This is a genomic window from Amycolatopsis kentuckyensis (genome assembly GCF_002155975.1).
GTDB classification, from domain to species: Bacteria; Actinomycetota; Actinomycetes; order Mycobacteriales; family Pseudonocardiaceae; genus Amycolatopsis; species Amycolatopsis kentuckyensis.
This window is the reverse complement of record NZ_MUMI01000726.1, coordinates 17,068-28,385: the sequence shown is the minus strand read 5'-3', so window position 1 is coordinate 28,385 and position 11,318 is coordinate 17,068. Positions and strand designations below refer to the sequence as shown.

Below are 11,318 nucleotides of genomic sequence, written 5' to 3'. Positions count from 1 at the left end.
CGCCGGTCGGCGGGCGCCCTGGGGCGGGGTGGGTCAGCGCAGCCACGTGCGGTCGCCGACGACGGCGGCCCAGCGGCGGCCGAGTCCCCACGTGTTGCCCGCCGCGGCGGCGGCCAGGGCGATGAGGACGAGCGCGTAGACGATGTGGTAGTCGATGATCGGGTTGGTCGAGTGCGTCGCTTCACCGGTGCTGGTGCTCAGCGCGAACGGCCATTCGGCGGCCCACATCATGAGCATCATCAGCGAACCCGCGATCGCGCTCAGGCGCAGCCCGATCCCGGCGATGACGGCGATGCCGATCGCGGCGAGGCCGAGCATGAACAGCCAGTTGGCCCACCACGTGCCGGCCCAGGCGTGGAACATCGATTCGAACGGGCCGACGTGGACGCCGCTGAGGAAGCCCTTGGTCGGCGAGCCGCCGCTGATCCAGGCGCCCTTGGCCGGAGTGGCGTAGCCGAGGCCGAACAGCTTGTCCAGGAACGCCCACAGGAAGACGAATCCGGTGGCGATGCGCAGGACGGCCAGGGACTTCCCGGCGACGGTGGGGGCGGCGACGAAGTCGGGGACCGGTGCCGGCTCGGTGGTCCGCTGGACGGGAACCCGGCTCGTGGTGGTCTTCTTCGCATCCGGTCGGATGGACATGGGGAATCTCCGTTCTTTCGGTGTTGCCGTCAGTTTCGGCCGCTGCGGACGGAAGTTCTGGGGCCGAAGGTCCCCGGCCGGGAGGCCCTTGGGCGCCGGTTTCCGGGGACCACGCGGAATGGACCGAAGTCCCTCCGAACCGGGGCGGAAGCCTCGCGCCGGGAGCGGCTTCGGCCGCTTGAGTTCCCCGTGGTGAAAGGGGATTCCGATGAACGGCTCGGAACTGGTGGTCGGCGTCGACGGCTCGGCCGGCGCACTCGCGGCGGTCCGGTGGGCCGCGCGCGTGGCGCGGGAACGCGGGCGCGGACTGCGGTTGGTCCACGCGCTGCCGGACCTGCCCGGGCCGTACCCGCGCTCGGACCCGGTGTACGAGCAGCTGCTGGAAGCGGCCGCGGAGCAGGGCCGGACCATGCTCGCCGAGGCCCGCGCCGCGGCTTCGGACGTCGAGGCGAAGACGGTGTTGCGGCCCGAACGGCCGGCGGACGCCCTGGCGGCCGAGTCCGCCGACGCGGCGATGCTGGTGCTCGGCACGCCGGGTCTGCGGCCGCTGGGCCGGATCCTGCTCGGGTCGGTGACGGTGGCGCTGACCGCGCACGCGCACTGCCCGGTGGCGTTGGTCCGGCCGCACGCGGGTGAGGACGAACCGCCCGCCGAGGGACCGGTGGTGGTCGGCGTCGACGGCAGCCCGGCGAGCGAGGAGGCCATCGCGGTCGCGTTCGAGGAGGCGTCCTGGCGGGACGCCCGGCTGATCGCGGTGCACTGCCGCCGCGACGGCCGGTGGACCGCCGAGGAATACGGGGAAGAACTCCTCGCCCAGCGCCTGGCCGGCCGGCGGGAGAAGTACCCGGACGTGGTCGTCGACCGCGAGGTCGTCGCGGGGCGGCCGGCCGAGCGGCTGCTCGACTTCGCCGACCGGGCACAGCTGCTGGTCGTCGGCAGCCGCGGCCGGGGCGGGTTCGGCGGCCTGGCCCTCGGGTCGACGAGCCAGGCGCTGATGTCCTACGCGCTTTGCCCGGTGATCGTGGCCCGTGCGCGGGCGAAGTAGAGCACCGGCCGCCGAAGATCACCAGGCCGCTTCCGCCCGCGAAGTTCGGTGGTGGGGCACCGGAGGCAGGGGCTTCGGCCGCGCGGGCGGAGGACTTCCGGCCCTTTCGCCCGCTTCGGCGCCACCGCACAGTGGAACGGTGCCGAACACACGGAAACCGGCCGGACCACACCGCCGGATGCCGGCGCAGGACAGTCTCTGGCTGCGCCTGGACCGGCCTGAGAACCTGATGATCGTCACCTCGGTGCTCTGGACGCGGACGCCGGTGGATCCGGGGCGGCTGCGGTCGCTGGTGTCCGATCGCCTGCTCGCGCGGTACCCGGTGTACTGCCAGCGAGCCGTGCCGCACGGCCGCGGCCTTTCCTGGGAAACCGATCCCGGCTTCGACCTCGGCAACCACCTGGTCGTGCGCGACCTGCCGGCGCCCGCCGACCAGGCGGGCCTGGAGCGGTTCGTCGCCACCCGGCGTGGCGAACCACTTGACCCGGATCATCCATTGTGGACGATAGATCTGCTGCGGGGCTACCGGGGCGGCAGCGCGCTCGTGTGCCGCACCCACCACGCGATGGCCGACGGGATCCGCTTGACGCAGGTCCTTTTCAGCCTCCTGGACCCGGCCGAGGGCGAGACCGTCCCGCACGCGAAGGTCGGCGGCTCCGGGCCGCACCGGGAAGCCGGCGCCCAGCCCGTGGTCCGGCTGGGCGCCGGTGTGCTGCGGGCTCTCGGCGACACCGGCGCGAAGGTGCAGCGGCAAGCCGCCCGGGTGCATCCGGTGCTGGAGTCCGCGGTGGCGTTGCCGCTGCTGGGCGCGACGGTGGCGGTGGGCGCCACCGCGGCGGCCGCCGGGTTTCTGTCGGCGGCGCTGAGTGGCGGGCCCCGGCGGGTGGTCGACGTGGCCGCGGGGGCGGCGACGACCCTGTGGCACAGCGCGGCCGGTGCCGGCGAACTGCTCGGCCCGTCGACCGCCACCGGGCTGTGGGACGGGGAACCGGGCGTGGCCAAGACCGCGGTGTGGGGCGACCCGGTTCCGCTCGGCACCCTCGGCCGGATCGGGCACGACACCGGGACGACGATCAACGACGTCTGCACCGCGCTCGTCGCCGGCGCACTCGACCGGTACTTCGCCGCGCACGGAACCGCCCGGCCCGGCCCGTCCGACCTCGGCTGGCTGGTGCCGGTGAGCCTTTCGGCGTTCGACGACGAGCTCCCGGCCACCTTGGGCAACCACTTCTCCCTCGTGCTGGCCCGGCTGCCGCTGGGCCGCCGGACGTTCGCCGAGCGCCTCGCCGAGGTGCACCGGCGGGTCGCCCGGATCCGCGACTCGTTCGAGCCCGTGGTGACGTTCGGGGTGCAGGACGCGATCGCCCGGAGCCCGGCGGTCGTCGGCCGCCCGGTGAGCCGGTTCTTCGCCGGCAAGGCGGTCGGGGTGCTGACGAACGTGCCCGGCCCGCGGGCGCGCAGGACGCTGGCGGGCGCGGAGGTGGACGGGATCGTCGGCTGGGCACCCTGCAGCGGCCGCCAGGCGATCACCATCTGCATCTTCAGCTACGCCGGCGAGGTGCGGTTCGGCTTCGGCACCGACCGCGGGCTCATCCCGGACCCGGAGCTCCTGGTCGACGCACTGGCCGAGGAATTCGCCGCGGCGGCTCAGCCGGCCTGAGCCGCCGCGGCGGTGACGCGCCGGACGTGGGCGCGCGCATGGGCGGCCGCGTCGTCGAGGCTGGTGAACAGGTGGTCGCCGGTGCGGAGGGCACCGGTGGTGGTGAGCAGGTGCCGGTGGTGGTCCTGGATTCCCTTCAGCAGTACCGTGATTCCGCGGGCTTCGAGTTCTTCGACGGTCTCGCCCAGCGCTTTCGCGCCGGTGGCGTCGAGCAGGTGCAGCCTGGACAACCGCAGGATGACGACGAGGACGTCGTCCGCCGCGGCCGCGATCTCGGCCGCGACCCGTTCCGAAGCACCCCAGAACATGGCGCCTTCGAAGCGGAACACGGCGATGTGCTCGTCGCCGTCGGCGGCCGGGCCGGGCAGGGTGTCGAGCCGGGCGCGGGCGGCGCGGGCGAGGTGGCGCAGCGCGAAGAACGCGGCGGCCAGCAAACCGATCTCCACCGCGAGGATGAGGTCGGCCGCGACGGTGACGAGTGCGGTCACGGCGAAGGTGGCCGCGCTGGAGCGGCTGGCCCGGACGACTTCGCGGATCGTGGCGAGCGGCACCATGCGCAGGCTCGTGACCAGCAGGACACCGGCGAGGGCGGCGAGGGGGATCCGGGAGACGAGCCCGGTGGCGGCGTAGATCACCGCGAGGATCACCAGGGCGTGCGCGATGGCGGCGAGCCGCGTGCGCGCCCCGGAACGGACGTTGACCGCGGTGCGGGCGATCGCGCCGGTCGCGGGCATCCCGCCGAACAGGCCACTGGCGATCGAGGCCAGGCCTTGCCCGACGAGCTCGCGGTCCGGCCGGGTGGGCCCGACCGGCGGGCCGCCACGGGTCATCGTCGCGGCCACCCGGGCGGACAGCAGTGATTCGATGGCCGCCAGTGCGGCCACCGCGACGACCGCTCCGGTGAGGTCGTGGACCACGCCGAAGCTGAAGTGCGGCAGCGCGGGGGACAGGCTGCTCGGCAGGGTGCCGATGCGCGGCACGGGAGCGTGCGCGATCTCCGCGCCGGCGGTCGCCAGGGTCACCGCCACCAGCGACGCCGGGATTCCGCGGTGCAGCTTCGGCAGGACGAGCATGGTCACCACCACGACGGCGACCGTCGCCACCGTCCAGCCCGCCACGCCGCGTTCGGCCGCCGCGAGCGCGATTCCCGCGCCCGGCAACGGGTTCCGGCCCGCCGGGGCGGTCGTCCCGACGGCTGCGGGGATCTGCTGGAGGAAGATGATGCAGGCGATGCCGAGCGTGAAGCCTTCGACGACCGGCCAGGGCAGGTAACCGACCAGCCGGCCCAGCCGCGCCGCGCCCGCGGCGAGCACGACGACGCCGCCGAGGATCGAGACCAGTGCCACCGACGCCGTGCCGTGGGCCGCGACGATCGGTGCCAGGACGACGGCCATGGCTCCGGTCGGGCCGGACACCTGGACCGGTGAGCCGCCGAAGACCGCGGCCACGATCCCGGCCACCACGGCGGTGATGAGCCCGGCCGCCGCGCCGGCGCCCGAGCTGATGCCGAAGGCCAGCGCGAGGGGCAGGGCCACCACCCCGACGGTGACGCCGGCGAGGAGGTCCGCGCGCAGCACCGGCAGGCCCAGGTCGTAGTCGGCCCGGCCGGGGAGCAGCTCCCGGGCGGTCGCGAGGCGGCTCACGCCTTCGCCGCGATCGCGTCGAGGATGGCCTGCGGGCTGGCGCCGGGCAGCGGGGGCAGTTCCTGGGCGGTCCGGAGCCGGTCGGAGTCCGGGGTCAGGCTCGACAGCAGGAAGGCGCGGGCCACGACCAGGAGTTCGGCGACGAGAGGCTGGGCGAGCCAGTACTCGACGGCGTTGCCCGTGCGGGCCGAGGTGACGACCCCGCTGCGGCGCAGCACCGCGAGGTGCTGGGACAGGTGGGACGCTTCGCAGTCGGTCACTTCGAGCAGCCGGGTGACCGGCGTACCTTCGTCGCCGGCCGCGGCGAGCACCTCGAGCACCTGGATCCGGATCGGGTGGGCCAGGCACTTGAACAGATCGGCTTTGATCCGGTACAGCGGCTCGGTCGTGCGGGATCGGGCGGGCATCGGCACCTCCTGGATTGATGATTCTATCAATCCATCAACCCAGCAGCCCGGCGGGTGCCGCCCGCCCGTCAGCGGGCCGCGGCGAGCAGCGCCGGGAACTCCCGCTCGATCGCCTTGGCGAGCACGTCGGTGTCCGGAACCGCGTCCGCGTCGGACGTGATCCCGAACGTCACCTCACCGGCGTAGCTGAGCATCGCCACGCCGACCCGCACCCGGAGCGCGATGGGCACGTACGGGTGGATCCGCACGATCCGGCGGCCGAGCGCGGACAGCGGTTCGGCCGGGCCGCGCACGTTCGTCGTCACCGTGACGATGTTGCGCTGCGGCAGGTGCGCGGCCGCCCGGATCGCCCACGCGACCGGGGCGAACGGCTCGTGTGCCGCGGTGGCGGTGAGCAGCGCGCCGGCGTCGGCTTCCTTGGCGGCCTTGAGCGTGCCCAGCCGCCGGTGCACCCGGACCAGCCGCTGGGCCGGGTCGGTCAGGTCGACCGGCAGCAGCGGCAGCAGGAGCGAAACCTCGTTGCCGAGCGCGGTTCCGGTCCGCACGGACACCGGCACCAGCGACCGCACGCTGTCGGCGGCGGGCGGTTCGCCGCGCTGCAGCAGCAGTTCCCGGAACCCGCCGGTGACGGCGGCCAGCAGGACGTCGTTCACCGTGACGTCGAAGCCCCGGGCGATGGTTTTGACGTCGGCCAGCGGCACCGAAGCGGTCGCGTAGCGCCGGTCGCGCCCGAGCGGCCCGGTGAGCGCGGTCGGGGACACCGGCAGCAACGCCGACGTCAGCGCCGCCAGCCCCCGTGCCACGTCGCTGACGCGGCGGGCGAGCCGGTTCGGGTGCAGCATCTGGCGCGCGACGAGCCGCGCCTGGTGCCAGGGGGTGCGCAGCATCGAGCCGACCGCTGCCCACGCCAGTCCGGCGGCGCCGGGATCGGCCGCCTCCGCGACGGGACGCGTCCCGGCCGGAGCGTCGCCGAAGAGGACGGTCTGCAGCCGGGTCGCCGCGAGACCGTCGGCCAGGGCGTGGTGCACCTTCGTCAGGATCGCCCAGCGCCCGTCGGTGAGTCCTTCGATCACCCAGAACTCCCACAGAGGCCGGTCGCGCTCGAGCCGCTCGCCCATCAGCAGGGCCACCAGGTCGTTCAGCGCCGACTCGTCGTGCGGCGCCGGGAGCGCGACCCGCCCGAAGTGCGCGGGCGGATCGAACGCCGGATCGTCGACCCAGGCCGGCGGACCGAGGTCGAACGGCACCGTACGCACTTTCTGCCGGTAGCGCGGGATCCCGGCCAGCCGCGCGAGCACGGCGGCGGTGAACTCGTCCTGATCCGGGGCCGGCCCCTCGGCGATCGCGACCGAGGCGATGGCCAGCGACGAGCTGGGGTCCTCGTCTTCGATCTCGAGGAAGGCCGCGTCGAGCGGGCTGAGCCGGTCCATGACGTCCTCTCGGTGGGAGCGGCCCACGTCACTTCGTTCGCGTCAGCGCGTCGCGGCGCTGTTCGTATTCCTCCTGGTCGATCTCGCCGCGGGCGAACCGCTCGTCGAGGATGCGCCGGGCGGTGCCGCCCGGTTCCGGCTGCGGTCCCCGGCGCGCGAGGACGACGACGAGGGCGACCAGCGTGGCGAGCACGAGCGCCAGCAGCACGAGCATGCCGACGCCGCCGAACCAGCCCATGGCTCCGGAGTGGTACCAGTACGGCATGACCGGCTCCTTCCTAGCGTGCCTGGAAGTGCTTCGGGGGAGCTTCGAGCGGCTGCAGCACGTCGGCGAGGTCCCGGCGCGGGGTGGCGGGCAGCGGGTCGGCGTTGGCGGGGGCCCAGCCGATGCGCAGCACCATCTGGGGGAACGAGCCGCCGGTGACCCGTTCGGTCACGGTGTCGCGGACGTCGGACAGCTCCAGCGGCTCGGTCAGCGGGCACGACGACAGGCCGGACGCGGTGGCGGTCAGCAGGGCGGCGCTGGTCGCCTCGCCGGCGCGCAGCCGGGACATCCGGTCGTCGGAGGCGGTGCTCAGCACCAGCAGGAGGGTCTCGTCGTCCTCGGCCTTGGCGTCCGGTGGCTGGGAGAGCAGCGGGTCGGCGAACGGGCGGGTCCGCAGCGCACCAGGGGTGTCGTCGGGTGCCGGGGTGTTGCGGGCCGGGACGCCGTCGGGCGAGACGTGCCGTCCGCTCCAGGCGGCCAGTTCGGTGCGGTAGGCCGGGTCGGCTTGGTGCCGTTCCCAAGCCTCCTCGACGGCGGTCGCCAGGTGGTAGCGGGCGGCGTTCTCGGCGACCTGCAGCACGGTGCCTTCCAGCGCCGCGGCCTTCGCCATGGCTTCGACGTGCGCCCGGGGCACGATCCACGAGCTGTACCGGCGCCGGTCGGTGCGGCGCCGGGGGATCGCGGCGGCCATCGCGACCTCGTCCTGGGACGGCTCGTGCCGGTGCAGGGTGATCGCCGCGAGGTGGTCCGGCTCGTCCGGGTTGGGCAGGCGGTGCACCTCGGCGGTCCAGCCGAGTGCGGCGAACGCGATCCGGATGTGGTGCAGGGCCGCGCCGCAGCCGAGGACCAGATCGCGGCCGTCCGGGTCGGTTTCGCGCAGCTGCCGGCCGGGGTCGGCGTAGAGGTGCAGGGTGCTGTGGCCGAGCCGCCAGTTCCACGGCTGGGAGTTGTGCACCGACGGGGCGCGGACCGCCATGGCGACCGCGGTCTTCACGGTGAAGTCGTCCGGGAATGCTCGGTCCATCATCGGCCTGCCTCGTGGTCGGGGGTGCTGCCGGTGCCACCCTCGCACCGCGCGGCGGGTCGCCGGGAGGGCCGGAATGCCTCCGGTCCGGGGACTTTCGGTGCCCGGGCAGCAGGGACACCGCCGCCCGCAGGATCGACTCCCGCGGTGTCCCGGGGGTGTGCGGGAGCAGGCCGCCGGCCATCGGCTGCGCCGCAATGGTTTCCGGTACGGCGGAGCCCGGCGAAAGGCGTTGAGGCCCCGGTCGGGCGTGCGGCACCGCGGTGACGAAAGTCCCTCCGATCGGGGTCGAACGACGCCATCGCGCCGCGGTCGCGGGGCCGTACGGTCGGCGCGTGGGGGAGGCCGGTCCGCCCGGGGCCGGTGCACGTTTCGAGGCGATGGAAGGTGATTCCCCTGCTGACCGGTATCGACCGTGACCACGGCCTGCGGTGCGGGCTGACCGGCTACCTGGCCGCGGTGAGCGCCGCGGCCGGCGTCGGCGAGGAGTCCTGCACCGTGGACCTCGGCACCCCCGTGTCGGGCTACATCGCCCTGGACGTGCGGCTGCGCAGCCACCCGGGCCGGGACATGGCCCTGCTGTGGGACGAGCACCACGGGTGGTCGTTCGCCATGGAGACCCATTCCGGCGAGGACCTGCTGGTGCTCGCCTACCTCGGCGGTGACCTCGTGCCGGCGCCCTCCCGCGTCTTCCGGTTCGTGGCCGGCCTGCGCGCCACGGGTGGCCCGATCGCCGCGCCCGTTCCGCCGGACCTGCGTGGCGACCCGGGCGAACTGGTCGCCCGGTTGCTGCGCCATCGCCGCGACGAGTGGGCGGCGGGCCCCCCGTTCCTGCGCCGGGCAGGCTGATCCGGATGTCCATTGTGGAGGGAAGGCCCTGGACGGCGGCCGAGACCGAGGTGCTGGTCCGGTCGATGACGCGCGCGCCGTCGGTGCACAACACCCAGCCGTGGCTGCTGGAAGTCGGGCCGGCCGAGCTGCGGGTGCGCGAACGCGCGGAACGGCCCTTGCCGCACCACGACCCGCGCGGCCGTGACCGCGCCGCGTCCTGCGGTGCCGCGGTGGCCAACCTCGAGCTCGCCGTCCGCACCCTCGGCCGGGCCGCGGAGATCGAGTTCCTGCCCGACGCGCGCGAGCCGGACCTGGTGGCCCGGATCGCCGTCGGCGCCGAGGCCGCACCCACCCACGAAGAACTCCGCCGCTACGGGGCGATCGCCCGCCGGGCGAGCCACCGGGCGCCGTTCGAAGGGGTGGCCGTGCCCGCACCGGTGGTGCACAAGCTCGTCGACGCGGGCGGGGCGCCGGGCGTCGAAGCGCGTCCCGTCCGGCCCGGCCGGGAGGCCGCCGTGGTCGCCCGGCTGCTGCACTACGCCGCGGAGCACTTCCGGGCCGACAGCGGCTACCAGCGCGAGCTGTCCCTCTGGACGATCCGGGACGAACGTGCCCACCGGCACGGGGTCGGTCTCCCCGCCGGCCGGGTGCCGGCCGGCTCGGTGCCGTGGGCGGGCCTGGTCCGGCGCGCCACCGAGGTCCCGGACACGCCGGAACTCGAGCGCCGGCTCGCCGACGAGACGCTGCTGGTCTTCGTCACCGCGGACGACGCCCGGGCCGACCACGTCCGCGCCGGCTACGCGCTGGAGCGGGCCTGGCTCGCCGCGGTCGACCTCGGGCTCGCGGCCGCGGTGCTGACGCAGCCACTGCACCTGGAGCCGGTGCGCTCCGCGCTGTGCGAAGACCTCGAGCTCACCGGCTTCCCGCAGGCGCTCCTGCGCATCGGCTATGCCGCGGAAGCCGACCCGCCTTCGCCTCGCCGGGCGGCCCAGGAGGTGCTCCGCGGCGGCCCGGACACCGCTGTCCGCCCACCCGCCGCCACGTCCGGGCCGCCGGGCAGATGATGTCGGCGTGGCCGGGCGACGAAGAACAGCGCGGCGGCACGGCCGACCTCGGCAGCTCGGCCACGCTGCCGCCGCCGGGCGTGGCGCTCAGCGAGAAGGCAGGAGCGATGGCCACGATGACGCGGATCGGCCGGCTGCGGCGCACACTCTTGCCGGGACGCGACACGGTGGCCCGTCCGTCGGACCGGCTCCAGGCGGCCCTGCTGCGGTCCGTCCTGGTGCTGTCGTCCGTCGCGGCGGCGGTCGCGGTCCTGTTCGGCATCGGCCTCTACACGGACGAGGCGGCCCGCTCCGGCGAACAGCTCGCTTCGCGCTACACCTCGACGGCTGTCCTGCTGGCCGACGGGCCCGCTCCCGGCCTGCCCGGGCGAGACGGGATCCCGGGCCAGGCCGGCCCGGCGGCGGCGCGTTGGACGACGCGCGAGGGTGAGTGGCGCACCGGCGTGGTGGACGCCCCGTCGGGAACGGTCGTGGGCAACGAGGTGCCGGTCTGGCTGGACGCCGCGGGTGCCCCGGTTGAGCGTCCCCTCACCCCGGCGTCGGCCCTCATCGACTCGGCGGTGCCGGCGGTGGGCTTGTGGGCTGGTGTGGTGTTCCTCCTGTGGCTGGCCTACCGCGGTGCCGTGCTGGTGCTGAACCGCTTCCGCGAACAGCAGCGGCTCGGCCGCGCGTGAACCCCAGGTCCTGTACCGGGAGTTCCGCCCGGGCAGCCGGTCGAGCCTCGCGTACACCTCCGCCACGGCCGCCGCCACGGCGTCTCCTGCGCCGGCGCCCGGTCACGCGCTCCGGTCGATGCCCGCCACCAGCGGCTCCGGCCGGACGTTGTGCGGGTAGGGCCAGCCGCGCTGGGTCAGGTAGACGACGAGGTCGACGGTGTTGCTGGCGACGTCGATCTGCGAAATCCGGTGGTTTTCCACCTTGAGGACAATGGTTTCCACCGATGTCCCCTCACGGCCGGTCGGAATTACGTCGAAGAACGGCTCGTCGTGTTTCCAGTGCAGCGTGAAGACGATGAAACCGCGACCGTTTCCCGCCGCGTCGAGGGCCAGGTGCTCGTCGACCAGGTCGATCCGCTTGCCCAGCCGGACGAACCACTTGGCCCACTCCTTCAGGGCCCCCAGGCCGACCTGCCCGAACTTGGCCGGGCTGTTGATCAGCACGTCGTCGGCGATGATGGCGTCCCAGCGGTCGAACTCGACGAGCTGCAGGCCGTTGTACAGTTCTCTGGTCAGCGTGGTTTCCGAAAGCACGTGCACTCCTGTGGAAAGTGGTCGTTTACCCACCCGAGAATGGCATTGCCCGGCCGC

At 74.3% G+C, this 11,318-nt stretch carries 12 protein-coding genes; 5 read left to right on the top strand and 7 right to left on the bottom strand.

Going from position 1 to position 11,318, the window contains the following annotated elements; genetic code table 11:
* Positions 1 to 33 precede the first annotated feature (33 nt).
* Positions 34 to 642, bottom strand: a complete 609-nt coding sequence (locus tag CCN39_RS46685; RefSeq protein WP_086853514.1) for a DoxX family membrane protein — start codon at positions 640 to 642, stop codon at positions 34 to 36.
* Between the two features lie 208 nt (positions 643 to 850).
* Here CCN39_RS46685 and CCN39_RS46680 point away from each other — a divergent pair, with 208 nt between their 5' ends.
* Positions 851 to 1,687 (top strand): universal stress protein, encoded by an 837-nt coding sequence (locus CCN39_RS46680; protein WP_086853512.1) that lies wholly within the window; start codon positions 851 to 853, stop codon positions 1,685 to 1,687.
* 139 nt (positions 1,688 to 1,826) lie between these two features.
* Positions 1,827 to 3,347, top strand: coding sequence for a WS/DGAT domain-containing protein (locus CCN39_RS46675; protein ID WP_143264441.1), 1,521 nt, complete (start codon positions 1,827 to 1,829; stop codon positions 3,345 to 3,347).
* On the opposite strand, the gene CCN39_RS46670 is transcribed toward CCN39_RS46675, so the two are convergent.
* The 5 genes from CCN39_RS46670 to CCN39_RS46650 form a co-directional block, all read right to left on the bottom strand.
* On the bottom strand, positions 3,335 to 4,990 hold the full coding sequence (locus CCN39_RS46670; RefSeq protein ID WP_086853508.1) for a SulP family inorganic anion transporter: 1,656 nt from the start codon (positions 4,988 to 4,990) through the stop codon (positions 3,335 to 3,337). The two genes, CCN39_RS46675 and CCN39_RS46670, sit on opposite strands and share 13 nt — an antisense overlap.
* Complete coding sequence (locus tag CCN39_RS46665; RefSeq protein ID WP_086853506.1) at positions 4,987 to 5,397, bottom strand: ArsR/SmtB family transcription factor; 411 nt, start codon at positions 5,395 to 5,397, stop codon at positions 4,987 to 4,989. The genes CCN39_RS46670 and CCN39_RS46665 overlap by 4 nt, the downstream gene beginning before the upstream one ends.
* 68 nt (positions 5,398 to 5,465) lie before the next feature.
* Positions 5,466 to 6,827: a wax ester/triacylglycerol synthase family O-acyltransferase gene (locus tag CCN39_RS46660; RefSeq protein WP_086853522.1), complete on the bottom strand. Its 1,362-nt coding sequence runs from the start codon at positions 6,825 to 6,827 to the stop codon at positions 5,466 to 5,468.
* 28 nt (positions 6,828 to 6,855) lie between these two features.
* The gene (locus CCN39_RS46655) at positions 6,856 to 7,092 is read right to left on the bottom strand and encodes an SHOCT domain-containing protein (RefSeq protein WP_167455382.1); all 237 of its coding nucleotides are present in this window, start codon (positions 7,090 to 7,092) and stop codon (positions 6,856 to 6,858) included.
* 13 nt (positions 7,093 to 7,105) lie between these two features.
* A complete protein-coding gene (locus CCN39_RS46650; RefSeq protein ID WP_086853518.1) occupies positions 7,106 to 8,116 on the bottom strand; it encodes an Acg family FMN-binding oxidoreductase in 1,011 nt (336 codons plus the stop codon).
* 387 nt (positions 8,117 to 8,503) lie between these two features.
* Here CCN39_RS46650 and CCN39_RS46645 point away from each other — a divergent pair, with 387 nt between their 5' ends.
* Genes CCN39_RS46645 through CCN39_RS46635 form a run of 3 tightly spaced genes read left to right on the top strand, consistent with a single transcriptional unit; the run spans position 8,504 to position 10,685 of the window.
* On the top strand, positions 8,504 to 8,965 hold the full coding sequence (locus CCN39_RS46645) for a DUF6292 family protein (protein ID WP_086853504.1): 462 nt from the start codon (positions 8,504 to 8,506) through the stop codon (positions 8,963 to 8,965).
* Positions 8,966 to 8,970: 5 nt separating this feature from the next.
* A complete protein-coding gene (locus CCN39_RS46640; RefSeq protein ID WP_086853502.1) occupies positions 8,971 to 10,011 on the top strand; it encodes an Acg family FMN-binding oxidoreductase in 1,041 nt (346 codons plus the stop codon).
* The gene (locus tag CCN39_RS46635; protein ID WP_143264440.1) at positions 10,008 to 10,685 is read left to right on the top strand and encodes an Rv1733c family protein; all 678 of its coding nucleotides are present in this window, start codon (positions 10,008 to 10,010) and stop codon (positions 10,683 to 10,685) included. The genes CCN39_RS46640 and CCN39_RS46635 overlap by 4 nt, the downstream gene beginning before the upstream one ends.
* A 102-nt stretch (positions 10,686 to 10,787) precedes the next feature.
* On the opposite strand, the gene CCN39_RS46630 is transcribed toward CCN39_RS46635, so the two are convergent.
* Positions 10,788 to 11,261, bottom strand: a complete 474-nt coding sequence (locus tag CCN39_RS46630) for a nuclear transport factor 2 family protein (protein WP_086853499.1) — start codon at positions 11,259 to 11,261, stop codon at positions 10,788 to 10,790.
* Positions 11,262 to 11,318 lie beyond the last annotated feature (57 nt).